The sequence below is a fragment of the Streptosporangium sp. NPDC023963 genome, assembly GCF_040639135.1.
Classification (GTDB): Bacteria; Actinomycetota; Actinomycetes; order Streptosporangiales; family Streptosporangiaceae; genus Streptosporangium.
The window spans coordinates 268,802-292,368 of record NZ_JBEZZK010000005.1 but is presented as its reverse complement, the minus strand read 5'-3'; the positions used below and the strand labels follow the sequence as shown (position 1 = coordinate 292,368).

20 protein-coding genes are annotated in these 23,567 nt (G+C 72.1%); 11 read left to right on the top strand and 9 right to left on the bottom strand.

The genetic code is table 11. The features are described 5' to 3' along the window. Positions 1 to 9: 9 nt before the first annotated feature. The 8 genes from AB0F88_RS18975 to AB0F88_RS18940 all read left to right on the top strand — a co-directional run bounded on the left by AB0F88_RS18975 (position 10) and on the right by AB0F88_RS18940 (position 10,857). Entirely contained in the window at positions 10 to 1,830 is a 1,821-nt protein-coding gene (locus AB0F88_RS18975) for a protein kinase (protein ID WP_362685092.1), read from the top strand. Between the two features lie 134 nt (positions 1,831 to 1,964). Continuing rightward, positions 1,965 to 3,356 (top strand): class II fumarate hydratase, encoded by a 1,392-nt coding sequence (locus tag AB0F88_RS18970; RefSeq protein WP_362685089.1) that lies wholly within the window; start codon positions 1,965 to 1,967, stop codon positions 3,354 to 3,356. 124 nt (positions 3,357 to 3,480) lie between these two features. Continuing rightward, the gene (locus tag AB0F88_RS18965; RefSeq protein WP_362685086.1) at positions 3,481 to 3,867 is read left to right on the top strand and encodes a tautomerase family protein; all 387 of its coding nucleotides are present in this window, start codon (positions 3,481 to 3,483) and stop codon (positions 3,865 to 3,867) included. Between the two features lie 240 nt (positions 3,868 to 4,107). Further along, positions 4,108 to 4,872 (top strand): 3-hydroxybutyrate dehydrogenase, encoded by a 765-nt coding sequence (locus AB0F88_RS18960; RefSeq protein ID WP_362685083.1) that lies wholly within the window; start codon positions 4,108 to 4,110, stop codon positions 4,870 to 4,872. 84 nt (positions 4,873 to 4,956) lie between these two features. Continuing rightward, positions 4,957 to 6,915: a helix-turn-helix domain-containing protein gene (locus AB0F88_RS18955; RefSeq protein ID WP_362685080.1), complete on the top strand. Its 1,959-nt coding sequence runs from the start codon at positions 4,957 to 4,959 to the stop codon at positions 6,913 to 6,915. A gap of 184 nt (positions 6,916 to 7,099) precedes the next feature. Beyond that, a complete protein-coding gene (locus tag AB0F88_RS18950) occupies positions 7,100 to 8,419 on the top strand; it encodes an MFS transporter (RefSeq protein ID WP_362685077.1) in 1,320 nt (439 codons plus the stop codon). A 20-nt stretch (positions 8,420 to 8,439) separates the two neighbouring features. Further along, a complete protein-coding gene (locus AB0F88_RS18945; protein WP_362685074.1) occupies positions 8,440 to 9,492 on the top strand; it encodes an alpha/beta hydrolase in 1,053 nt (350 codons plus the stop codon). A gap of 3 nt (positions 9,493 to 9,495) precedes the next feature. Beyond that, the gene (locus AB0F88_RS18940; RefSeq protein WP_362685071.1) at positions 9,496 to 10,857 is read left to right on the top strand and encodes a tannase/feruloyl esterase family alpha/beta hydrolase; all 1,362 of its coding nucleotides are present in this window, start codon (positions 9,496 to 9,498) and stop codon (positions 10,855 to 10,857) included. A 154-nt stretch (positions 10,858 to 11,011) separates the two neighbouring features. On the opposite strand, the gene AB0F88_RS18935 is transcribed toward AB0F88_RS18940, so the two are convergent. Both AB0F88_RS18935 and AB0F88_RS18930 read right to left on the bottom strand, forming a co-directional pair. After that, positions 11,012 to 12,988: a glycosyltransferase family 2 protein gene (locus AB0F88_RS18935; protein WP_362685068.1), complete on the bottom strand. Its 1,977-nt coding sequence runs from the start codon at positions 12,986 to 12,988 to the stop codon at positions 11,012 to 11,014. Between the two features lie 60 nt (positions 12,989 to 13,048). Next, positions 13,049 to 13,792 carry a lytic transglycosylase domain-containing protein gene (locus AB0F88_RS18930; protein WP_362685065.1) on the bottom strand — a complete coding sequence of 248 codons (744 nt, stop codon included), beginning with the start codon at positions 13,790 to 13,792 and terminating at the stop codon, positions 13,049 to 13,051. A gap of 313 nt (positions 13,793 to 14,105) precedes the next feature. Here AB0F88_RS18930 and AB0F88_RS18925 point away from each other — a divergent pair, with 313 nt between their 5' ends. Genes AB0F88_RS18925 through AB0F88_RS18915 form a run of 3 tightly spaced genes read left to right on the top strand, consistent with a single transcriptional unit; the run spans position 14,106 to position 16,899 of the window. Next, the gene (locus AB0F88_RS18925) at positions 14,106 to 14,780 is read left to right on the top strand and encodes a response regulator transcription factor (protein ID WP_344921373.1); all 675 of its coding nucleotides are present in this window, start codon (positions 14,106 to 14,108) and stop codon (positions 14,778 to 14,780) included. A 41-nt stretch (positions 14,781 to 14,821) separates the two neighbouring features. Then, entirely contained in the window at positions 14,822 to 16,228 is a 1,407-nt protein-coding gene (locus AB0F88_RS18920; RefSeq protein ID WP_362685062.1) for an ATP-binding protein, read from the top strand. After that, positions 16,225 to 16,899 carry a hypothetical protein gene (locus tag AB0F88_RS18915; RefSeq protein ID WP_362685059.1) on the top strand — a complete coding sequence of 225 codons (675 nt, stop codon included), beginning with the start codon at positions 16,225 to 16,227 and terminating at the stop codon, positions 16,897 to 16,899. Before AB0F88_RS18920 ends, AB0F88_RS18915 begins: the two co-directional genes overlap by 4 nt. Before the next feature lie 267 nt (positions 16,900 to 17,166). On the opposite strand, the gene AB0F88_RS18910 is transcribed toward AB0F88_RS18915, so the two are convergent. The 7 genes from AB0F88_RS18910 to AB0F88_RS18880 form a co-directional block, all read right to left on the bottom strand. Next, on the bottom strand, positions 17,167 to 18,510 hold the full coding sequence (locus tag AB0F88_RS18910) for a PhoH family protein (RefSeq protein WP_362685056.1): 1,344 nt from the start codon (positions 18,508 to 18,510) through the stop codon (positions 17,167 to 17,169). Positions 18,511 to 18,731: 221 nt separating this feature from the next. Further along, positions 18,732 to 19,499: an isoprenyl transferase gene (locus tag AB0F88_RS18905; protein ID WP_344750149.1), complete on the bottom strand. Its 768-nt coding sequence runs from the start codon at positions 19,497 to 19,499 to the stop codon at positions 18,732 to 18,734. A gap of 79 nt (positions 19,500 to 19,578) precedes the next feature. Then, entirely contained in the window at positions 19,579 to 20,055 is a 477-nt protein-coding gene (locus AB0F88_RS18900) for a hypothetical protein (RefSeq protein ID WP_362685053.1), read from the bottom strand. Between the two features lie 88 nt (positions 20,056 to 20,143). Then, entirely contained in the window at positions 20,144 to 21,151 is a 1,008-nt protein-coding gene (locus AB0F88_RS18895; protein ID WP_362685050.1) for a hypothetical protein, read from the bottom strand. Between the two features lie 108 nt (positions 21,152 to 21,259). Next, a complete protein-coding gene (locus AB0F88_RS18890) occupies positions 21,260 to 22,024 on the bottom strand; it encodes a TIGR04222 domain-containing membrane protein (protein WP_362685047.1) in 765 nt (254 codons plus the stop codon). 182 nt (positions 22,025 to 22,206) lie between these two features. Further along, positions 22,207 to 22,731 carry a hypothetical protein gene (locus AB0F88_RS18885; RefSeq protein WP_362685044.1) on the bottom strand — a complete coding sequence of 175 codons (525 nt, stop codon included), beginning with the start codon at positions 22,729 to 22,731 and terminating at the stop codon, positions 22,207 to 22,209. A gap of 19 nt (positions 22,732 to 22,750) precedes the next feature. Next, a complete protein-coding gene (locus AB0F88_RS18880; RefSeq protein WP_362685041.1) occupies positions 22,751 to 23,566 on the bottom strand; it encodes a DUF692 domain-containing protein in 816 nt (271 codons plus the stop codon). Between the last annotated feature and the right edge of the window lies 1 nt (position 23,567).

The window sequence follows — 23,567 nt, the reverse complement described above, 5'->3', positions numbered from 1 at the left end:
CTTCTTCTCATGCCGGAACAGCAGACGCGTGTGCTCGCGGACCGTTACGAGCTGATCGCGCCGCTCGGCCGGGGCACGATGGGCACCGTTTGGAAAGCCCACGACCGTTCCCTCGGCCGTGAGGTCGCCATCAAGGAGATCCGCCAGGAGCCCGGCCTCACCGAGGCGCAGCGCACCGAACTTCGGGAACGGATGATCCGCGAGGGTCGTACGGCCGCCCGCATCAGCCACCCCTCGGTGGCCACCGTCCACGACGCCATCGTCGAGGACGGCAGCCCCTGGATCATCATGGAGCTCGTGCAGGCGCGTTCCCTGGAGCAGGTGATCGAGGAGGAGGGTCCCCTCCCACCCCGCCTCGTCGCCGAGATCGGGGCCGACCTGCTGGGGGCGCTCCGCGCGGCCCACGCCCAGGGGGTCCTGCACCGCGATGTGAAGCCCGGCAACGTGCTGATCACCGAGAGCGGCCGGGTGGTCCTCACCGACTTCGGCATCGCCAAGGCGGAGGGCGACACGAGCCTCACCAAGACCGGCATGGTGATCGGCTCCCCCGGATACACCGCGCCCGAGCGGGCACGCGGCGAGCACACCGGGCCCGAGTCGGACCTGTGGTCCCTCGGCGCCACGCTGTACTTCGCGGTCGAGGGCCGCCCGGCCTACGAGCGGTCCTCGGTGGCGGAGACCCTGGCCGCGCTGATGAGCGAGCAGGTCGACCCGCCGACCCAGGCGGGGCCGCTGCGCCCGGTGCTCGAACAGCTGCTGGAGAAGGACCACACGGCGCGGCTGACGGCCGCCCAGGCGGGCGCGCTGCTCCGGGCGGTGGCCGACACCCCCTCGCACCTCGCGGAGTCCCTCCCCCCGCCCCCGGCGCCCGCCGCGGCCCCTCCCTCCCCCGCCTTCGCGCCGTCTCCCCCGGCCTCCGAGACCCCGCTCGTGGATGACGCCGGAGCTCTCGGAGACGCCGAAGACGCCGAAGACGCCGAAGACAAGGCGGACACCGCGGACACCGAGCAGGAGCCGGAAGGTCCCGACGCCACCGAGGACGGCGCCGGCGGTTTCGACGCCGACCGCACCATGGTGGTCATCCGCCCCAAGGACGGTCTGCGCATCCCCGGGGGGGCGGCGCCCGCCGAACCCTCCGCCTCTCCGGCGCCGGCCTCCGGCCGCCCGACGACCTCTCCCTACCCGGACCGGCCGCCTCTCGCGGAGCCGGGCAGGCCGGTCGCGGGACGGCAGGGTCCCGCCGGTCTCGGCACCCCCGTCGCGCGGGGATCCGCGACTCCCGGTGGCGCCTTCGGGAAGCCCGGGGCGTCCGGACGGGGCGCCTTCGAGGAGCCGGCCGAGGAGACGGCGGCCTTCGGAGGTCCGGGAAGCGAGTCGGCGGCCACCCCGCCCCACGGGTTCCCGGTGAGCGGCAGGCCCGATCTCTCCGCCACCCCGCCGCACGGCTTCCCCCCGGTCGATCCGGAGTTCGCGGCCTCCGGCGAGGGACGGCCGGGGTCCCCTGACTCCGAAGCGCCCCCTCCGCCGCTGAGGCTCTTCCCCGGCAACCGGCCGCCCGGCGCCGGCGGCCCGCCCGACCGGGGAGGGCCGGGGCCCGCCCAGCCCTGGCGTCCGCCGGGCCCCGAGGCGTCCGACGGCGCCTACCGCTCCCCGGGCCTGGGCACCGACCTGTTCGCGATCGCGAACCAGAACGCCCGGCCCGACCCCGGCCGCCCAGGGCCGAGGAAGCCGCCGTCGCAGAAGACCCGGATCGGCGTCCTCGTCCTCATGGGCGTGGCGGCGATCGCCCTCGTGGTGATCATGATCCTGACGGTGGCCGCCTTCTTCTGAGCACGGCCCGGAGCACTTCCGGGCACGGCCCAGAGCACTTCCGAGCAGGTCCTGAGCACCGCCCGCGAGGAGAACCCCGTACCCACCCGCTCCCCACCCGGTTTGATTCCCCCTCCAGGACGCAGACTGGGTTCATGAGCGAGTATCGGATCGAGCATGACTCGATGGGTGAGGTACGGGTTCCCGCGGGTGCGAAGTGGCGGGCGCAGACCCAGCGGGCGGTGGAGAACTTCCCCGTCTCCGGGCGCGGGCTGGAGGTCCCGCACATCGCGGCGCTCGGCCTGATCAAGGCACTCGCCGCCGAGGTCAACGCGGAGCTGGGGGTGCTCGACAAGGAGCTGGCGCAGGCGATCGCCGAGGCCGCGACCGACGTTGCGGAGAACGAGTGGGACGGCGAGTTCCCCGTCGACGTCTTCCAGACCGGCTCCGGCACCTCCTCCAACATGAACGCCAACGAGGTGATCGCCACCCTCGCCGAGGAGCGGCTCGGCCGTCCCGTCCACCCCAACGACCACGTGAACGCCTCGCAGTCGTCCAACGACGTGTTCCCCACGTCCATCCACGTCGCCGCCACGACCGAGGTCTCGTACCACCTGATCCCCTCGCTGCGGCACCTGGCCACCGCGCTGCGGGACAAGTCGCTGGAGTTCGACGGCGTGGTCAAGGCAGGGCGCACGCACCTGATGGACGCCACCCCGGTCACGCTGGGACAGGAGTTCGGCGGGTACGCCACTCAGATCGACAACGCCATCGCGCGGGTGCGGAGCGCGCTCCCGCGCCTCGCCCAGCTGCCCCTGGGCGGTACGGCGGTCGGCACCGGCGTCAACACTCCTCCCGGCTTCGCGGCCAAGGTCATCGAGAGGCTGCGCGAGGCCACCGGGCTGCCGTTCTCCGAGGCTCCCGACCACTTCGAGGCCCAGGGTGCCCGGGACGCCGTCGTCGAGCTCTCCGGCCAGCTCCGCACGGTCGCGATCTCGCTCAACAAGATCGCCAATGATCTGCGCTGGATGGGATCCGGCCCCCGGGCGGGACTGGGCGAGATCAACCTGCCCGACCTGCAGCCCGGTTCCTCGATCATGCCGGGCAAGGTCAACCCGGTCGTCCCCGAGGCGGTGACCATGGTCGCCGCCCAGGTCGTCGGGAACGACGCGGCCATCGCCTTCTCCGGCGCCTCGGGAACGTTCGAGCTCAACGTGATGCTCCCGGTCATCGCGCGCAACGTCCTGGAGTCGGTGCGGCTGCTCGCCAACGCCTCCCGTCTGCTGGCCGACCGGTGCGTGCACGGCATCACCGCCAACGTCGACCGCATGCGCGAGTACGCGGAGTCGTCGCCGTCGATCGTCACCCCGCTCAACCCGTACGTCGGGTACGAGGAGGCGGCGAAGATAGCGAAGCAGGCCCTGGCGGAGCGCAAGACCATCCGCGAGGTCGTCATCGAGCGCGGACACGTCTCCAACGGCACCCTCACCGAGGAGCGGCTCGACGAGCTGCTCGACGTGCTGTCCATGACCCGGCCGCCCTCGTAGACCGTGCCCCCGCCTGTCGCGGGCCGGTGACCGGGCCGACGTCGCGGACCGGTGGTCCCGGCCGCCGGTCGTGGATCGGCGCCCCGATTGACGCCGTAGATCGGTTGCCTGGGAGACTCGGGACATGACCCAGATCAAGTTCTACGGCCGCAGAGATGTGTGGTCCGAGCGGCGTCAGGAGATCTCCGACACCGTCCACGGCTGCCTGGTGGACGTCTGGCAACTCCCCGAGGACAAGCGGTTCCACCGGTTCCTGCTGCTGGACGCCGAGGACATGATCTGCCCGCAGCGGAGCGAGCGGTACCTCATCGTGGAGATCGCCTGTTTCAGCGGCCGGTCGGACGAGGCCAAGCGCTCGCTGATCCGCGCCCTGTTCACCAGGGCCGGGGAGGCGCTCGACCTCCCCGCCGAGGACCTGGAAATCGTGATCATGGAGTCCCCCAAGGTCAACTGGGGCATCCGCGGCCTCCCCGGCGACGAGCTCACGCTCATGTACCCGGTCACCATCTGAGAGTCGCGCGGCCCCGCCGTCGGCCCCGTCGCCGGCCCCGCCGCCGGCCCCGCCGCCGGCTCTGTCGCCGGCACCGTGCCCCGGCGGCGACCGGCTCCGGGCGTTCGCACCCCGGAGCCGCGCGTAGGCGCCCCCGGGAACGGGTGCGGAGAGCAGGCGGCACCCCCGCCGGAGCGGAGGCTCGCCACATAAGCACGTAACGGAGTGTGGGGGTGGGCGACATGGGCCGGGATTCGGGTCATGCCTAGATTCGGCAGCATGATTGACCTAGCGGGTCGGCGAGCCGTGGTGACCGGGGCGGGCAGCGGGATCGGGCGCGCCTGTGCGCACCGGCTGGCCGCGGCAGGGGCACACGTGCTGGTGGTCGACATCGACGCCGAGGCGGCGGCGAAGGTCGCCGCGGAGATCTCGGGGACACCCGTCGTCGCGGACCTGTCGGAACCGGACTTCGTCCGGGCGATCCCGCCCGGCACGGACATCGTGGTGAACAACGCCGGGTTCCAGCACGTCGCCCCGATCGAGGAGTTCCCGCCGGAGGTGTTCTCCAAGATCCTCAAAGTGATGGTCGAGGCGCCCTTCCTGCTGGTCAGGGAGGTCCTGCCGGGCATGTACGAGCGCGGCTGGGGGCGGATCGTCAACATCTCCTCGGTCCACGGGCTCCGCGCCTCGCCCTACAAGTCGGCGTACGTCACCGCCAAGCACGCCCTCGAAGGGCTGTCCAAGACGATCGCCCTGGAGGGCGCCCCGCACGGCGTCACCTCCAACTGCGTGAGCCCCGCCTACGTCCGCACACCCCTGGTGGAGAACCAGATCGGCGCCCAGGCCGGCACCCACGGCATCGGCAGGGACGAGGTGGTCGAGCAGATCATGCTCGCCCCCGCCGCCGTCAAGCGGCTGATCGAGCCCGAGGAGGTCGCCGAACTCGTCGCCTACCTCTGCGGTCCGCACGGCTCCTTCATGACCGGCACCTCCCTCCCCATAGACGGCGGCTGGACCGCCCGGTGAACCCGTGCAGCCGCACCGGGGACCAGGCCGGCGAGGGAAGGAGCCTGACCTGAGCGGCGTCGCAAGCATCGGAGAATGGTCGCCATGAGCACACGGGTCTTTCTCGAACTGCTGGCCAGGGAGGCGTCGGCGGTCGAGTTCGAGGGGCCCGTTCTCGCGGCGAGGACCGGCGGGGCCGACGCGGAGGCGCTGGCGGAGCTGGAGGAGGCCAAGCTCGCCGCGCTGAAGGTGCGGGCGCTGCTGCGGCGCAGGGCAAAGCGGGAGGCCGAGCTGTCCGCGCTGTTCGACACGGCGGGCGACCTGGCCGGGCTGCGGGATCTGGACGCCGTCCTGGAGGCCATCGTGCACCGGGCCAGGCAGTTGCTCGGCACCGACGCCGCCTACATGACGCTGCACGACCCCGAGCGGGGCGACACCTGGATGCGGGTGACCGACGGCTCGGTGTCGGCGAAGTTCCGGGCGCTGCGGCTGGCCATGGGCGCGGGGCTCGGCGGGCTCGTCGCCCAGACCGCGACCCCGTACTCGACCGCCGACTATTTCGCCGACGAGCGCTTCCGCCACAAGACCGACATCGACGACGCGGTGCTCGAAGAGGGACTGGTCGCCATCCTCGGCGTACCGCTCAAGCTGGGCGCGCGAGTGATCGGCGTGCTGTTCGCGGCCAACCGGAGCGTGCGGCCCTTCACCCAGGACGAGGTCGTGCTGCTGGGCTCGCTGGCCGCGCACGCGGCGGTGGCGATCGACAACGCCCGGCTGCTGCAGGAGACCAGGAACGCGCTGGAGGAGCTCAGCGAGGCCAACCGGCAGGTGAACGCGCACAGCCAGGCCGTGGAGCGCGCCGCGCTCGCGCACGACCGGATGACCGGCCTGGTGCTGCGCGGCGGCGGGGTCGAGGACGTGGCGGCTGTGGTGACGGAGGTGCTCGGCGGCTCGCTGACGGTGCTCGACGACGCGGGGCGCCCGATCGCCGGGGACGCGGGCGTGCTGGAGGAGGACGCGCCGGGCGAGGCGGCCTCCGACCAGCCCGTGTCAGGACCGGGGACGGGCCGGAGGCCGGGCTCGAAGCCCGGCACCAGGCAGAGGACGCGGAAGGCCGCGGAGGTGATCGCGGACGCCGCGCGGTCGTCGAGGGCGCTGGGGCGCACCGTGCGGCAGGGGCACCTGCTGGTCGCGTCGGTGGACGTGGGCGCGGAGCCGCTGTGCACGCTGGTGCTGCGCAACGGCGGCCAGGTGTCGGACGCCGACCAGCGCATCCTGGAGCGGGCCGCGCTGGTGACCGCGTTGCTCCTGCTGTTCAGGCGTACGGTGGCCGAGGCGGAGGGCCGGGTCAGGGGCGAGCTGCTCGACGACCTGATCTCGCGGCCCGCCCTCGACGGCCTGGCCGACCGCGCCCGGCGGGTGGGGGTGAACCTGGACCACGACCACGTGGTGGTCGTGGTCCGCCACGGCGGCGGGCGGGAGCGGGCCGCGTTCTGGGCGTCCTCCCAGGCGACGTTGCACCACGGCCTCGCCGCGCAGCGCGGCGACGAGGTGGTCCTGCTGCTCCCCGGGGACCGGCCGGGACCCCTGGCCAAGCGGGTGGCGGCCGAGCTGAGCGCCTCGCTCGGCCACCCGGCCACCGCGGGCGCCGGAGGGCCCGTACGCGGCACCGCGGAGGTGGCCGCCGCGCACCGGGAGGCGCAGCGCTGCGCCGACGCCCTGGTGGCACTGGGGAGGGCCGGGGAGGGCGCCGGAGCCAGGGAGTTGGGCTTCGTCGGCCTGCTGGTCGGCGAGGGGCGCGACATCGGGGCGTTCCTCGCCTCGGCGCTCGGCCCGGTGATCGACTACGACGCCCGCAGGGGCACCGCGCTGATCCAGACGCTCACCGCGTACTTCGGCACGGGCGGCTCGCTGTCGCGGACGAGCGAGACCCTGCACATCCACGTCAACACGGTCACCCAGCGTCTGGACCGGATCGGCCAGCTGCTCGGCGACGACTGGCAGACTCCCGAGCGGGCCCTGGAGATCCAGCTCGCCCTGCGCCTGCACCGCCTCAGCGGCTGATCGGGCCGCGGGAAGGCCGCGGGAAGGCTGCGGGAAGGCCGCCGGGAAGGCCTCGTGGCGGGCGGCCTCACACATCCACATAGGGCGCCCGTCGGCTATGGCGGTCGTACCCATAGGAGTGACGCCGGTCACTACGTACGGTAGCCGGAATCCCCCCCAACAGCGATTCCCCTTGGTGAGTGAGATGGCAGAGAAAACCCGTACCCCCATCGGAAAGATCGTGGGTGCCAGCCTCGTCGGCACCACGATCGAGTGGTATGACTTCTTCCTGTACGGCTCCGCCGCCGCGCTGGTCTTCCCGCAGCTGTTCTTCCCCCAGTCGGAGCCGCTGACGGGCACCCTGCTGGCGTTCCTGACCTACGCGGTGGGCTTCGTGGCCCGCCCGCTGGGCGCGGTGGTCTTCGGGCACTTCGGTGACCGGCTCGGCCGCAAGAAGCTGCTGGTGGTCAGTCTGCTGATGATGGGCGGGGCGACCTTCCTGATCGGCTGCCTGCCGACCCACGCGGCGATCGGCATGGCGGCGCCGCTGCTGCTGACCCTGCTCCGGCTCGTCCAGGGCTTCGCCCTCGGCGGCGAGTGGGGCGGCGCGGTGCTGATCGTCTCCGAGCACGGCGACGCCGCGCGCCGCGGCTTCTGGGCCTCCTGGCCGCAGGCGGGCGCCCCCGGCGGCAACCTGCTGGCCACCGCCGTGCTGGCGGTGCTGGCCGCGGTCCAGACGGAGGAGGCGTTCGTGAGCTGGGGCTGGCGGATCCCGTTCCTGCTCTCCGGCGTGCTGGTGCTGGTCGGCATATGGATCCGGCTCTCCATCAGCGAGTCGCCGGTCTTCCAGCAGGCGGTCGCCAACGCCAAGCCCTCGAAGTCCCTGCCGATCTTCGAGGTCTTCAGGTACCACTGGCGCGACGTCCTCATCGCGATCGGCGCCCGCTTCGCGGAGAACGTCTCCTACTACGTGATCACCGCGTTCGTGCTGGTCTACGCGACGGCGCAGGCGGGGCTGGCGAAGCCGGTCGTGCTCAACGCGGTGCTGATCGGGTCGGCCGTCCACTTCGTCTCGATCCCGATGTGGGGGGCGCTCTCCGACCGGCTCGGCCGGCGGCCCGTCTACCTGCTCGGCGCCGCCGGGGTGGGGCTGTGGTCCTTCGCGTTCTTCCCGCTGATCGACACGAAGAGCTTCGCCGCCGTCACCCTGGCGGTGACCGTCGGCCTGATCCTGCACGGCGCGATGTACGGCCCGCAGGCCGCGTTCTTCTCCGAGCTGTTCGCCACGAGGATGCGCTACTCGGGCGTCTCGATCGGCTCGCAGCTCGCCTCGATCGTCGCGGGCGCCCTCGCCCCGCTGATCGCGGTCGCCCTGCTGAACGCCTACGATTCGTCGTTCCCGATCATGCTGTACGTGGCCGGGGCCGCCGTGCTCACCCTGATCACCGTGTACGTCTCGCGTGAGACCCGTGGCCGCGACCTCGTCACCATCGGCACCCACGACGAGGCCAAGACCACTCGCTGAACGGTACGGAGAGACATCTGATGCGTATCGAGAACCGGCCGGTGCCCACCGGCCGGATCACCCAGAACGTCCTGTCGGTCACCGGGACCGACCGGGACGCCGGGAGCACCGGGAACGCCTCGGCGGGCGGCGAGACCGTGCTGTTCGTGCACGGGAACGTGTCGAGCTCCGCCTTCTGGCGGGGCACGCTGCTCGCCCTCGCGGAGGCGGGCCACCGGCCGCTCGCCGTGGACCTGCGGGGCTTCGGCGACACCGAGCCCGCCCCGGTCGACGCCACCCGCGGCCTGCGGGACTACTCCGACGACGTGCTCGCCCTCCTCGACGCCCTCGGGCTGGACGGCGTGCACCTGGTCGGCTGGAGCATGGGCGGCGGGGTCGTGCTGCAGGCGCTGCGCGACCGTCCGTCCGCCGTGCGGAGCGTGACCCTGGTCAACCCGATCTCCCCGTACGGCTTCGGCGGCACGCACGGTGCCGACGGCGCGCTGAACCACCCCGACGGCACGGGCGGCGGGGCGGGGGCGGCCAACCCCGACTTCGTGAAGCTGCTCGCGGAGGGGGACACCTCGGACGGCTCCCCGGTCTCGCCGAGGAACGTGATGCGGACCACGTACGTGAAGCCCGGCACGGTGATCGAGGACGAGGACGCCCTGGTCGCGTCGATGCTGTCCACGAGGGTCGGCGAGGACCACTACCCGGGTGACGCGGCGGCGTCGGAGGAGTGGCCGGGGGTCCGTCCCGGCACGCGGGGCGTGCTCAACTCGTTCGCCCCGACGCACTTCCGGATCGACGACCTGCACACGATCGACCCCAAGCCGCCGATCCTGTGGATCAGGGGCGAGGCCGACGTGATCGTCTCCGACACCTCGCTGTTCGACCTGGCCCACCTGGGCGCCCTGGGGGCCGTCCCCGGCTCGCCGGGCACCCCCGCGCAGCCGATGGTCACCCAGACCCGCGCCGCCCTGGAGCGGTACGGCCCGTACACCGAGATCGTCCTGGACTGCGGCCACAGCCCGCACATCGAGCGGCCCGCCGAGTTCCGCGCCGCCCTCTCCGACCACCTGAAGCGGAGCTGACCAATGCGCAGTATCAATGGCGGCGCTTCGCGTCGCGGAGCGGGGTTCGCGGCTGTCGGGCTCGCCGTCCTGACGGTCCTGGCCGGGGCGCCGACGGCGAGCGCGGGGACCTCACCGGCGCACTGCGCGCGGCTGGACCGGGTGGCGGTGCCGGGTGCCGAGCGCCAGGTGAAGGCCTGCCTGGACGACCTCACGACGGCCGGAACGACCGTCTCAGGGCACACCGACCCGGCCGACTGGGCGGGCCTGCACCCGGCGGGGGCGGTCAACCCGAAGGGCGTGCCCGGCATCCAGGTCGACGGCTACTTCCCCGACACCTCGACCTCCAACACGACGCACGGCTGGAACCACGACTCGCAGTTCGTGCTGCGGCTGCCCGACGACTGGAACGGCGGGCTGGTGGTCACCGGCACCCCGGGCAACCGGGAGCAGTACGCCAACGACTTCACCATCTCCGACTGGGCGCTGGCCAAGGGTTACGCCTACGCGGTGACGGACAAGGGCAACGTCGGCGTCACCTTCCACAAGGACGGCCGCAAGCCCGGCGACGCGGTCGCCGAGTGGAACGACCGGGTCACGCAGGTCGCGATCGCGGCCAAGGCCGTCGTCGCCCAGCGCTACGGCAGGCTCCCCGAGCGGACCTACGCCGCGGGCATCTCCAACGGCGGATACCTGGTCCGCTGGCAGCTGGAGAACCGGGCCTGGCTGTATGACGGCGGGATCGACTGGGAGGGCACGCTCTGGCGGGTCAAGGGCGACAACCTGGTCAACTACCTGCCTCCGGCGCTGCGGGCCTACCCGGCGGGCGACACCCAGGCGATGTACGACGCGGGCTTCGCCCGCGGCTCGGAGTTCCTGTGGCCGTTCCACTACCAGTACTACTGGGACCTGACCCAGCGCCTCTACCGTGAGGAACTCGACCCCTCCTTCGACGGCGACACCGAGGCGGGCACCCCCTTCTGCTCCTCGGGCACCCCGGCCTGCGACGCCGACTACGACTACGACGCGCGCAAGCCGTACGCGGCGGTGAGGAAGATCGGGCTCACCGGCCGGATCGGCAAGCCGCTGATCACGATCCACGGCACGCTGGACACGCTGCTGCCGATCTCCCGCTCCGGCGACGTCTACGCGGACATGGTCGGCGAGCACCGGCCGTTCCGCTACTACCGGATCACCGACGGCACCCACGTGGACAGCCTCTACGCCACCTACCCCGACAAGCTCCGCCCGCTGCTGCCGTGCTTCCGCAGCGCGTTCGAGACCCTGGAGGGCTGGGTGGAGCGCAGGCAGAGCCCGCCGCCGAGCGCGACCCTGCCGAGGCCCTCGACCGGCGACCTGCCCAACGAGTGCCGGCTGGGCGTGTGACATCGCCGCCCGCCGACCCACCACCCGTGTGACGGCACCGCACGGCGCCACACCACTCATGTGACGACACCGCACGGCGCCACACCACCCGTGTGACACACCGCCGCCCGGCGCCGCACCGCCCCCCGACGGGCGGTGCGGCGCCGGGCGGCTGTCAGTTGAGCATGTAGCGCCGCTGGACGGTCCTGGTCACCCGGACCGCGTTCCTGACCAGCGGTATCCGCAGCGCGACCCGCTTCAGCAGCGGGTACCAGGGTTCGGAGAGCCTGGCGGCGGCGGACCTGTGGATCTCCACCCGGCCGCCGCGGTTCATCTCCACCTTGAAGCGGAGCCCGGTCTCCTTGCCGTTCACCCGCAGGAACGGCGCCCAGACGCCCGGCGCGAGAAACCCCTCCCGGTACGCCAGCCGGGTCGGGATCTTGGCGATCAGCCGCCCGGCCAGCTCCCCGGGGACGCCGGGCTCGACCAGCGCGGGGGCGGCGACCTCGCGTTCCCTGCCGGCGGTCTGGCGGAACACCAGCTCCGCGGGCGGCCCCCCGCTCGGCGGCACGTACGGCACGGGCACGACGACGAAGACGTGCTTGCGCTGCCTGATGACCGTCGTACCCGGTGAGACGAGGACGATCGACTCGGGGAACGAGCGCGGCTCCACGCAGATCCCCAGCTCCCCCCGGTCGGACCACCAGGGGACGATCAGCCGCCTGGAGCAGTCGGCGACCATTCCGGTGCAGTTCAGCGGCGACCCGGTCACCCGGGTGCGCGCCTGCTGCGCCCCTCCGTACATGCGCACGTGTATCTCCCACAGCCCCGGGGGCAGCGGGCCGCCCATGGCCGCAGAGTCGACGTCCAGCCGGGCCTCGCCGGTGGCCTGGAGCCTGACCCCGTTGCGGTGACGGCTGCGGATCATCGAGCACTCCGAGGGCAGGAAGTGGACGACCCCGGTCTCCTCGTGCCTGATGTAGACCTCGAACCGCGCCCTGGCGGCGGCCTGGCTGACGTCGGCCATCTCGGGCGGCAGGCGGAGCCCGTCGAGGTGAACCGGGGGCTGCCAGAGCAGGCCGTCGTCTCCGTAGGGGACGAAGCGCATCGGGGTGCCGTCGGCCTGCATGATCTCCACGGTGAGCCCCAGGACGAGCGCTCCGTCGTCCCAGGTGAGGGCGTCGAGGTCGGCCTGGAGGCGGACGCCTCGCATGGCCCCGGCCAGGACGACGAGCTGGTCGAGCCTGCCCGCGCGGAGCAGCGCGGCGCGGGCCCGCAGCGGGACGGGCAGCAGGAGGTCGAGGCGCGGGGGGAAACGCTGGACGACCAGCTCGCGCAGGGTGGTGAAGGTGGCCGCCCGGCCCGCGGAGGAGGTGACGAACCTGCCCCCGCCGAGCCGTCGCAGCACCGCGGTGCGGAACCACTGGGCGTACATCCGGTCGCGCCGACGTCCCTCGGGCACCTCGTCGTCGATGATGTCGAGCAGCTCGCGCAACTCCGCGGCCCAGACGTAGGGGTCCTCCGGCGGCTCGGGCCGCTCGGTGACGTGGCAGCAGACCTGGCCGGCCATGACGACGACCTTCCTGGCCCGCAGGTAGGCGCGGAGCGCGAAGGCCTGCTCGGCCAGGCACCCGCCGGGGTCGGAGAAGTTCAGCGCCTCGGCGTCGAGGAAGGCCCTGCGGAGGAGCTTGTGCGGGGTGAGCAGCGTGAGCAGCCGGTCCCCGACGACGTCGGCGTTCTCGCGGTCGGTGTCGAAGACCGTGGAGGGCGGCCTCCGGTCGCCGATCAGCCGCCCGAGGAGGATGTCGGCCCCGGTCTCCACGGCGCGCGAGTACATGCGCTCCAGAGCGGCCCGCTCCAGGCGGTCGGTCTGGTCCAGCATGTAGACGTACTCGCCCCTGGCGACCATGAGGGCGACGTTGCGGCCGCGCATCGGCGAGCCGGTCCGCTCGAGGTGGAGCACCCTGACGTTCGGCCGCGCCGCCGCCAGGGTGTCGAGGCGCTGCCGGATCCCGTCGTCGGAGCCGTCGTCGGCGAAGATGACCTCGTAGTCCTCGGAGGCCATCGACTGCTCCAGCACCGACCGGATGCAGGCGTCGGCGCCATCACCGGGGTTGTGCACCGGCACCACCACGCTGACCTTCACGTCCATGCGGCCAAGGGTGCGGCGCGCGGCGCCGGGAGACGGTCAGACTTGCCGACTCCTGGTCTCTCAGTACCAGCCTTTGGCCTGGGAATGGGCCCAAGCGCCGCAGGGCGAGCCGTAACGGCCCTTGATGTAGCTGAGCCCCCACTCGATCTGGGTGGCCGCGTTGGTCTGCCAGTCGCTTCCGGCGCTGGCCATCTTGTGGCCGGGGAGGGACTGCGGGATGCCGTAGGCGCCACTGGAGGTGTTCATGGCGCGCTCGTTCCAGCCGCTCTCCTTCATCCAGAGCTTCTCCAGGCAGCCCCACTCGCCGGCCCAGCCCCTGGCCTCCAGCATCTGCTTGCCCAGAGCCCTGTTGCCGGTCGGGTTGGAGGTGCCCGGGGGGAGCTGCTGCGGGTTGAACCCGCCGCCGCCCGGCGCCTCGTCAACGATCTTGACCTGGTTCAGGGCCTTGCGGTTCTCGCGCTCGGCGACGATCTTGTCGGCCTTGAGCGCCTGGGCCGCCTGGGCCTTCAGCATGTCGGACTTCAGGTCGGAGCCGAACGGGTCGGAGCCGAGCATCTTCGCCATCTCGTCCAGGGTGAGCGGCTCCGTCGGCGGCGCCGAGGCGTTCTGGACGGCGGTGTAGGCGGTGAAGGCGCCCCCACCCACCAGGACCACCAGCGCGGCGCCCAGGATCAGCACGCGCTTGGAGGTCATACCGCGCTTCGAACTGGGCCCGTCGAGGCCCTTGCCCTTGGCCGCCCTGCGGTTCGAGCGGCGAGGGCGGGGCGCCGAGCGCTCCTTCAGTTGCTGTGATCCTGGACTCACGACCTATGAGCTTGCCGTGGGGAGGGGGGTGGTCCGCAACCGGAACGGCGGAGTTGGTCGGCTTCGACCGGCGTCCGGCCAGGCTCGCCGGGGTTTCCCACGTCCTAACCGCCAGGCCACGAGCCCTTTCCCGGCGAGGAAAGCTTGGGAGTGATTTTGCTCACATTTTGCCGTACGGGACCCCTTGACCCCCTTTGACGATCTTGGAATTGCCCGAATCGTGGTCTGACCACCACGTTCAGGTACTGTTTGCCTTATGTCCGGGTTTTGTGACCCGGCAGATCCATCCGAGCCTTGGGAGAATGATTACCCGGTGGCAGGCATCCTCCTCGTCGAAGACGACCCCTCGGTCCGTACCGGGTTGGAGCTCGCGCTCACCCGGCAGGGCCACTCCGTCACCGCCTACGCCAGCGGTGAGGAGGCCCTTGAGCACATCAGGTCCCGCCGTCCGGAGATCGCCATCCTGGACGTCATGCTGCCCGGCATCGACGGCGTCGAGGTGTGCCGCCGCATCCGCAGGCTCGACCAGCTGCCGGTGATCCTCCTCACCGCCAGGGGCGACGACCTCGACGTGGTCGTGGGACTGGAGGCGGGGGCCGACGACTACGTGGTCAAGCCGGTCGAGCCCCGGGTGCTGGACGCCCGCATCCGCGCCGTCCTGCGCCGGATGGAGTCGGTCGCCTCCGACCGCATCACCTTCGGCGACCTGGTCATCGACCGGGGCGCGCTCAAGGTGGCGCTGGGGGGCCGCGAGGTCCACCTGACCCCCACGGAACTGCGCCTGCTGCTCGAACTCGTCCGCCACCCCGGCCAGGTGCTCAACCGCAGGTACCTGCTGCGGGCCGTCTGGGACCACACCCACGTCGCCGACTCCCGGCTGGTCGACGCCTGCGTCCAGCGGGTCCGCGCCAAGATCGAGGCGGTTCCCGCCGAGCCCGAGTTCATCCACACGGTACGGGGATTCGGCTACCGGTTCAGCCCGCCGTGAGGCGGACGTTCCCCCCCTCGAGGCGGACGCTCCCCCCCTCGATGCGGCGGATGTACACCGGCCTGCGCGGACGCCTGGTGATCACCTTCACGCTGATCGCCGTCACCGCCTCCGCGGTCGTCGCGGGGATCGGCTACGAGTTCGTCAAGAACAGCATGATCAGGCGGGCCGAGCACGTGGCCGTGAGCGAGGTGCGCGACATCCTGGAGGGCAGCAGGCTGCCCGTCGGCGCGCTCTGGCCGGGAGACAGCCCGCCGACCGACGAGGAGATCAGCGCGCTGCAGAGAAGCCTGCGCCCCCAGGGCGGCAGGGTGGTGGTCCGCTACGAGAACTACCCCTACCCCGACGGCGACTTCGGCCCCAAGAACGTCCCCGCCGACCTCGCCGCCAGGGCCACCCAGCGGCTGGTCGCCAAGCGCATGACCATCGGCGGCGACATGTGGCTGCTCATCGGCACCCCTGTCTGGCGGATCGAGCCCATCCACACCGCCCAGCCCACCGGGATGACCGTCTTCGTGTTCGTCCCCCTCATCGAGGAGGAGCGGCTGCTGAACGGCCTGCGGCAGCCGCTCGCCGTCGCCGGCGTCGCCATGCTGATCATCGCGCTGTCCCTGGGCCTGGTGTCGGCCCGGCAGCTCCTGCTGCCGGTCAGGCGGCTCGGCTCGGCGGCCCGCGCGCTCGGCGCCGGCCACCTCGACACCCGCCTTCCCGTGCACGGCCAGGACGAGCTCGCCGAGCTCACCGCCACGTTCAACGACACCGCCGCCGCCCTGGAGCGGAGCGTCACCGAGCTGCGCGCGCTGGAGGCGATGTCCCGCCGCTTCGTCGCCGACGTCTCCCACGAGCTCAGGACCCCGCTGACCGCGATGACCGCGGTCACCGACATGCTCTCCGAGGAGGCCGACCGGCTGCCTCCCGAGCCCGCGGCGGCCGTACGGCTGGTGCTGCGCGAGATCGCGCGGCTGCGGACCCTGATCGAGCAGCTCATCGAGGCGAGCCGGTTCGACTCGGGGACGGCCACGCTGAACGTGGACACCGTGAACATCGTCGACGTGGTCTGCGACTGCCTGGAGATGCGCGGCTGGTCGGACCGGGTACGGGTGAACGTCCCCGAGGGACTGACCTTCTCCGTCGACCCCCGGCGCTTCGACGTCATCGTGGCCAACCTGGTGGGCAACGCCCTGCGCCACGGTGAGCTCCCGGTGATGGTGACCGCCCGCAGCACCCCGAACGGCCTGGAGGTGAAGGTGCGCGACCACGGCAAGGGCATCCCGGCGAAGGACCTGCCCTTCGTGTTCAACCGTTTCTACAAGGCCGGCGCCCGGGGCGACGGCAGCGGGCTCGGCCTGTCCATCGCGCGGGCCAACGCCCAGCTGCACGGGGGCACGATCTCGGTCCGCGCGCAGCGGCCGGGCACCCTCTTCACGGTCTGGCTCCCCCCGGCATGAGACGGCCCACCCGCCCGTACGCCCTGGCCGCCCCCGGCAGGGGAAGGCTCGGCTCGTACGCCCTTCCCGGTGCGAGACGGCTCAGCGACCCGGCGGCCCCCGGCACGAGACGGCGCACCGGCGCGAGGTGGTTCGCCTGCCTGCTCGCCACCGCCCTGGTGCTCTGCGGCTGCGGCATCTCCCCGACCGACGTCCAGGACTACGGCCACCCGCCGGTGATCAGCTACAGCCCCACGTGGGTGACGGTCTATCTGCTCCGAGACGGCAAGTTGGAGCCCGTCAAGGTCCCGGTGGTCTCCGACTCGGCCAAGAACATCATCGACACCCTGTTCCGGGCCGGCAAGCAGCCGCCGAAGGCGGGGCTGACCAGCGCGCTCAACGACTTCAGCCACTACGACACCAAGACGACCCGCTACTCGGACAACACCGACCAGCGCAACGAGCCGGACGACAACCTGGGCTACCGGCTGAACGTGATCATCACGGGTGAGGGCAAGGTCTCCAAGGAGGCCCTCGCCCAGATCACCTGCACCATCCGGCAGAACAAGCAGGAGAGCATCTGGAGCGTCGAGGTCACCCGCCTCTTCCCCGGCACCCCGGAGACGATGGGCGACCGGGGCTGCTTCGAGTACCGCAATCTCGCGGCGCCCGGCGTGCGGCTGCCGCCCTGAGGATCCCCCCGCCCCGGCACCGCGAGAGGCCCGGAACCACGAAGGGCCCGGAACCACGAAGGGCCCGGAACCGCGAAAGGCCCGGAACCGCGAAAGGCCCGGAACCGCGAAAGGCCCGGCGCCACGAGGGGCCCGCACCGCGAAGGGCCCGGCGCCACGAGAGGCCAGGCGCCGCGAGAGGCCAGGCGCCGTGACGCGCGGAGCGCGGTCGCGGGTGCTCGTACGGCACCCGCGACCGCGCTCCGGCGGTGGCGTCGGGACGCCCCGTCACATCGTGATGTCCTCCAGCATCTCGGTGACCAGCGCCGCGATCGGCGAGCGCTCCGAGCGGGTCAGGGTGACGTGCGCGAACAGCGGGTGCCCCTTGAGCTTCTCCACCACCGCCACGACGCCGTCGTGGCGGCCCACCCGCAGGTTGTCGCGCTGGGCGATGTCGTGGGTGAGAACGACCCGGGAGTTGGCGCCGATCCGGCTCAGCACGGTGAGCAGCACCCCGCGCTCCAGCGACTGCGCCTCGTCCACGATGACGAAGGCGTCGTGGAGCGACCGGCCGCGGATGTGGGTGAGCGGGAGCACCTCCAGCATGCCCCGGTCCATGACCTCCTCGATCACCTCGGGCGTGGTGACCGCGCCCAGGGTGTCGTAGACCGCCTGCCCCCACGGGCCCATCTTCTCGTTCTCGGAACCGGGCAGGTAGCCCAGCTCCTGGCCGCCCACGGCGTACAGGGGGCGGAAGACGATGACCTTGCGGTGCTGGCGGCGCTCCAGGACCGCCTCCAGGCCCGCGCAGAGGGCGAGCGCGGACTTTCCGGTGCCCGCCCGGCCGCCCAGCGAGACGATGCCGACCTCGGGATCCATCAGGAGGTCGAGCGCGATGCGCTGCTCGGCGGAACGGCCGTGCAGGCCGAACACCTCGCGGTCGCCGCGCACCAGCCGCACCGACTTGTCGGGCAGCACCCGGCCCAGCGCGGAACCCCTGCTGGACAGCAGGCGCAGACCCGTGTGGGTGGGCAGGTCACGGGCCTCGACCAGGTCGGCCGTACCGTGCTCGAAGAGGGTCTCGATGTCCTCCGAGGTCACCTGGAGCTCGTCCATGCCGGTCCAGCCGGACTCCACCACGAGTTCGGCGCGGTATTCGTCCGCGGCGAGCCCGATGGAGGCGGCCTTCACCCGCATCGGCAGATCCTTGGAGACCAGCACCACGTCCGCGCCCTCCGCGGCGAGGGTCTTCGCCACGGTCAGGATGCGGGTGTCGTTGTCGCCGAGCCGGAACCCGACGGGCAGGATGGACGGGTCACTGTGGTTGAGCTCGACCCGGATGGTGCCCTCGCCGATCGGCATGGGCTCGTCCAGTCGTCCGTGCGTCACCCGGAGTTCGTCGAGGGACCTTAGCGCCTTGCGCGCGAAGTACCCGAGCTCTGGATGATGGCGTTTGCCCTCCAACTCGGTGATGACGACGATCGGGATGACGACCTCATGCTCGGCGAAACGGCTCATCGCCGTTGGATCCGCCAGGAGCACCGAGGTGTCCAGGACGTACGTGCGCCGCTGCACTGCCGGCGACGTGGGTGAGGACGAAGGGTTTGCCACGCGTTCTCCCCCGGGCGCCATGGACGGCGCCCTGCCATGAGCTGGGATGCGGACCGGCCCCGGGCCCGCTCACGAGAACGTCGAGCAGGAACCGTTGACCGGCCCTCCTCAGCAGGTCGTGACGCAAAGGCGGGCCCTCTCCGGCGTAGGTGAGCTGTGCTCTCCTACTTCTTACGGTACGTCCTGAATGCCCGACTTCCAACTGCTTAAGACTGACCGAAAGGGGTCGTTCATGTGGAGTTTCAGGAACCGTACCTGCGGTGCCGCGCGGCATAGGAGCGGAGAGCCCGCAAGAAGTCGACCCTGCGGAAGTCAGGCCAGTAGGCCTCGCAGAAGTAGAATTCGGAGTGAGCGCTCTGCCAGAGCAGGAAGCCGGAGAGCCGCTGCTCTCCCGAGGTCCGGATGACCAGATCCGGGTCGGGCTGACCGCGCGTGTAGAGATGCTCCGCGATGTGCTCGACATCGAGGACCTCGACAAGGTCCTCGATACTCGCGCCCTTGCTCGCGTGCTCCTGGAGAAGGGAGCGCACCGCATCAGCGATCTCACGCCTTCCTCCATACCCAACAGCAACGTTCACAATCAAACCGGGACGATGTGATGTCGCTTCTTTTGCGTTTTTGAGCACACGGGCCGTGTGATCGGGCAGAAGATCGAGCGCGCCCATGGGCTTGATGTGCCATCCGTCGGCCACGAGCTCCTGGACGACGTCCTCGATGATCTTCATCAGGAGGTCCAGCTCGTCCTTGGAGCGGTTGATGTTGTCGCTCGACAGCAGCCACACGGTGACGACCTCGACCCCGGCCTCGCGGCACCAGCCGAGCAGCTCCGAGATCTTGTCGGCGCCCTTGCGATGCCCGCGGCTCACATCGTCGATGCCCATCGAGCGCGCCCAGCGCCGGTTGCCGTCGACGATCACGCCGACGTGCCGGGGAGCCATCTCCCGCTGGCGGGACAGCTTCGCCTCAAGCCTGCGTTCGTAAACCCGGTAGACGAGATCGCGCACGCCCATTGAAGCCCCTCCCTCAGCACCCGCCACGAATTGGCACTGACAGGCAATTATCGCCGCCCCGCGGACCCCTCCGCCCCCTCTACAGGGTTCTGGCGGGCTTGCCCGGCTTGCGGGCCCCCAGGCAGTCCTCGGCCTCCGCGACGAGCGCCTCCACGAAAACGCCCAGCTCAGAGGATGTCAGAACGGCGCGCATCCCCACCCCGCCACCGCCCCACGCCTCCAGGAAGGCCCTTCTGGTGAGCCGCCACTCCCCGCCGGGCCCCCGCGGCCCCGGGACCCAGACCGGGATGGTCCGCAGTTGGCAGCGGAGTTCGCCGCCGCCGACGACACCGTTCCTGGCCCGGTAACGAAAGGCGAACAGTTCCGTGTCGCCGGGAAAGCGGTCGTCGGGGTCGGGCCACCGGGCCTCGTGGCCCGCGCGCGCCTCGGCGACCCCCCGCGCCAGCCGGGTGAGGAACCAGCCGCACCGCTCGCCCACCGTCCCGTACAGCGCGCCGTCCCGGTGCAGCTGCAGGGTGATCTCGTACGGCGTGCCGACACTGTCACGGCACGCCACCGGCGTAACGGTCAGATAAGAACCATCAAGACAACGCAGTCCCCCCACCTCAGAGAGGGTATCCCCGGCCCTGTCCGCCAAAACACGATCAACGCCATCCATGTCCCCGCCAGCCGGGCGGCTGATGCCATTCGGTCCAGCCGTACCCGGACCGCCCGTCCTCGGCCTCGAACCGGCACAGGGCGCGCGGGAAGCGGGCGACCTCCCCGTCGGGGGACGTCATGGCGACCGGGGCGAAGGCGAGCGGGACGACCGTCATCGGCATGCCCGGCACCTCCAGCCGCGCCCCGGACGGGAAGCCGTCCGGGCCGAACTCGCTCGCCGCGGTGAAGCCCTCCCGCTCCTCGGTCTCACCGCCCGGCGGGACCGTGAAGCACGGCCAGGGCATCTCGAAGCCGACGTTGGCGCGCATGCCGTGGAAGAACGTGCCGTCGTCGAGCCGCCCCGAGCTCCACAGCCACGACAGCCGCCACCAGTCGCGCTCCCCCCAGCTGTGGTCGCGCTCGCCGTACCCGGAGAAGGCGATCTCCTCACCCCCGCCGACCCGGATCGTCCCCGCGACCTCGCAGGGGATCTCGTAGCGGGACATGAAGCGGTAGGGGTACGGGTCGCCGCCGCTCCGCCACTCCAGGTCGAACGCGAGCGAGGTCGTCCCGGCGCCCCCGAGGTCCCCGTACGCCATGGCGGGGTCGTCCAGGACGGCCGCCGCCCCGGCGTCGAGGGTCACCCGGAAGGACCGCATGGGGTCGGTCACGTCGTGGACGGCCCGGAACCCTCCGCACCCCTCTCCGCGCACCGCGTGGACGCCGGGACGCGTCCCCGCCCCGTCCCGCTCGGGAGGACCGGGGACGGACAGCGGGACGTGGTGGTCGGCCAGCAGCACCGCGGGCCGGTCCCTGCCGACCAGGCACGCCCAGTACCAGGCGCGGTTCCAGTTGGGATACAGGCCGAGCCGGACGTAACCGGCGAGCGAGCCGTCCTCGGCCGCGAAGTCGAGATAGACGGACTCGCTCCACAGCGGCTCGGGGCCCGCCGGGTGCGGCCCCTCGTCCTCGGGCCGCAGCGGCCAGGTCTCGTGATCGACGAACTTTCCCACGGTCACTCCGATGCAGGGGCCCGATCAGGCGTCGGCATGTGTTCGGCCGGCACGTACCGGCATGTGCCGGCTCAACCTAACCGACCGGGCCCCGGCCGGACAGGCTCCTCAGGAGCTGCCGCAGCCCCCGCCCCCGCAGCCGGAGCCGCCCCCGCCGTCACCACCCGCGCCGTAGTAGTAGGTGCCCGCCGAGGTGTCGGAGGAGCCGCGGCGGGAGGAGCCACGGCGGGAGGAGCCACGACGCGGCGCCGGGGGCGGGCCCTTCATGGACAGGACGGTCGCCAGCCGCCCCTCCTCCCACTGCTGCAGGCCGTGCAGGGCGACACCCAGGATGTTCAGCTCGTCATGGTCGACATGGCCTCCGGCGCGGGGCGGCAGGGACCTGTCCTCGCGGTGGCGCAGGCGGTAGTGGGCCAGCGCGGTCTTCCCCGCGCGGTTGGGGTGGGTGGGGTCGGCCCGGCCGGAACCGGGCGCGTCGATCAGCCCCAGATCCCTCAGCCGCGCGATCAGCATGGTCACCGCGGCCCCCTGGGCCACCCTGTCCCTGACCCCCCAGACCGGCACACCGTCCCACCGCCCCTTGAACTGGTCGAGGATCTCGGTCTGCACCGGCTGGGTGAGCACGCCGACCTGGTCCGACACCCGCGTCAGCCGCCCGTCGCGCCGCGCCCTGAGCACCCCTCCCGCGGTCAGCGCGGCCAGCGCGGTGTCGACCACCCGGGACCGGCCGCCGGCGAGCAGCGCCAGCTCGTACGGCGTCAGCTCGGGCCCCTCGTAGACGCGCGAGGGGTGGGCGGCCAGGCGCAGCGCGATCAGCGCGGCCACCACCAGAAGCGAGACACCCACGACGACGACGATCAGTACGGTCTGCATGACGGCCTCCGGGATGACGTCCCTGCGTGAGGTTCACTACCCAGTGGACGAACGGGGAGGACCAGAAGTTTCGACGGCACCCGATCCGGTCTCGGCCCGGCGGCACCCCGCCCCGTGATCCCCGGTTCGGCCACACCCCGCCCGGCGGTTCCCCGTCCGGGACCGGTCCGGCGGCGTCCGGTTCAGCGGCGCCTGCCGAAGAGCGACCACCGGCGGGGCGCGGGGCCGGGCTCGGGGGCCACGGGCTCCTCCGGCAGCCGTCCCGCCGCGCGGAGGCGGTCGGCGAAGTCGCGGGCGTCGGCGTGGGAGCCGCCCGGCGGCCTGGGGCGGCCTCTCGCGTACGCGTCGAACTCCCCGGCGAAGCCGTCGCCGAGCAGCGCGGCCAGGTCGGGCCGTAGCCTGGCCACCGTCCTGCGCCGCTTGGCGATCAGGCCGGCCTCCTGGATCCGCAGCCGCTCCCGGTCGAACCCCCGCGGCGCCTCCTGCCCGGCCACCAGGGCCGCCATCAGGGCCTCCTGAGCCCTGGCGAGCGCCTCACGCGCCGTGTCGCCGGTCTCCGGCTCCCGGGCACCATCCCGCCCCCCGCCGGCCTCCAGCGGCTCTCTCGCGGCTTCCCGCTCCTTGGCGGTCTCTGGGACCCTTTCGGCCGCCGACCGCCCCTCGTGGCCGCCCGGCTCCCGAACCCGGCCGGTGGCGTCCCCGGGCACCGCGTCAGGGGCCGCGCCCTCAAACACGGGCCATCGCGCCGCGGATCCGGTCGAGCTCCCCCTCCAGGGCGCCGTCGCTGGGGTAGTCGTCGTCCCATTCGAGCAGCACACCGGGCGGATCGACCCGGGCGCACAGCTCGGAGAGGATGTCCAGCACGTCCTGCGGGACGTGGGCGGTGTGGGTGTCGTGCCACACCCCCTCGCGGGAGTGGCCTCCGGCGACGTGGACGTAGGCCAGCTCGGACAGCGGGAGGCCGTCCAGCGCGGCGGTGGCCGACAGGCCCAGGTTGATCTGGTTCGTATAGAGGTTCGCCACGTCGATCAGGAGCCCGACGCCGGTCATCTCCACCAGCTCGCCGAGGAAGGCGGCCTCGGTCATCTCGTCCTCCGGCCAGCCGAACAGGGCCGCGACGTTCTCCAGGGCCAGCGGTACGGGCAGCGCGTCCTGCGCCCGCCGCACGTTCTCGGCGACGACGGAGAGCGCGGCCCGGGTGCGCGGGACCGGAAGCAGGTGCCCGGCCTCCATCCCGCCCGCCCGCACGAAGGCGAGGTGCTCGCTGACCAGCGGCGCGTCCAGGGCGCGGGCGCAGTCCGCCAGGTGCGCCAGCCGCCTCGGGTCGGGAGGCTCGGCACCGCCGACGCCCAGCCCGACACCGTGCGGGATCACCGGGACCCCGCGGGCGCGGAGCACGCGCAGCGACTCGGGGAGCCGGGCGGGGTGGACGTTCTCGGCGATGACCTCGACGAAGTCGACCCCGGGCAGCCGCTCCACGGTCAGGTCGATCTCCGGCCGCCAGCCGATGCCCACCCCCAGCGCCACAGACTCAGCCGCCATC

What these genes read in the sequence shown, in the direction of transcription:
- AB0F88_RS18975 (WP_362685092.1), top strand. Translation starts at nt 10, where the DNA reads ATGCCGGAACAGCAGACGCGTGTGCTCGCGGACCGTTACGAGCTGATC.
- AB0F88_RS18970 (WP_362685089.1), top strand. Translation starts at nt 1,965, where the DNA reads ATGAGCGAGTATCGGATCGAGCATGACTCGATGGGTGAGGTACGGGTT.
- AB0F88_RS18965 (WP_362685086.1), top strand. Translation starts at nt 3,481, where the DNA reads ATGACCCAGATCAAGTTCTACGGCCGCAGAGATGTGTGGTCCGAGCGG.
- AB0F88_RS18960 (WP_362685083.1), top strand. Translation starts at nt 4,108, where the DNA reads ATGCCTAGATTCGGCAGCATGATTGACCTAGCGGGTCGGCGAGCCGTG.
- AB0F88_RS18955 (WP_362685080.1), top strand. Translation starts at nt 4,957, where the DNA reads ATGAGCACACGGGTCTTTCTCGAACTGCTGGCCAGGGAGGCGTCGGCG.
- AB0F88_RS18950 (WP_362685077.1), top strand. Translation starts at nt 7,100, where the DNA reads ATGGCAGAGAAAACCCGTACCCCCATCGGAAAGATCGTGGGTGCCAGC.
- AB0F88_RS18945 (WP_362685074.1), top strand. Translation starts at nt 8,440, where the DNA reads ATGCGTATCGAGAACCGGCCGGTGCCCACCGGCCGGATCACCCAGAAC.
- AB0F88_RS18940 (WP_362685071.1), top strand. Translation starts at nt 9,496, where the DNA reads ATGCGCAGTATCAATGGCGGCGCTTCGCGTCGCGGAGCGGGGTTCGCG.
- AB0F88_RS18935 (WP_362685068.1), bottom strand. Translation starts at nt 12,988, where the DNA reads ATGGACGTGAAGGTCAGCGTGGTGGTGCCGGTGCACAACCCCGGTGAT.
- AB0F88_RS18920 (WP_362685062.1), top strand. Translation starts at nt 14,822, where the DNA reads ATGCGGCGGATGTACACCGGCCTGCGCGGACGCCTGGTGATCACCTTC.
- AB0F88_RS18915 (WP_362685059.1), top strand. Translation starts at nt 16,225, where the DNA reads ATGAGACGGCCCACCCGCCCGTACGCCCTGGCCGCCCCCGGCAGGGGA.
- AB0F88_RS18910 (WP_362685056.1), bottom strand. Translation starts at nt 18,510, where the DNA reads ATGGCGCCCGGGGGAGAACGCGTGGCAAACCCTTCGTCCTCACCCACG.
- AB0F88_RS18905 (WP_344750149.1), bottom strand. Translation starts at nt 19,499, where the DNA reads ATGGGCGTGCGCGATCTCGTCTACCGGGTTTACGAACGCAGGCTTGAG.
- AB0F88_RS18890 (WP_362685047.1), bottom strand. Translation starts at nt 22,024, where the DNA reads ATGCAGACCGTACTGATCGTCGTCGTCGTGGGTGTCTCGCTTCTGGTG.
- AB0F88_RS18880 (WP_362685041.1), bottom strand. Translation starts at nt 23,566, where the DNA reads ATGGCGGCTGAGTCTGTGGCGCTGGGGGTGGGCATCGGCTGGCGGCCG.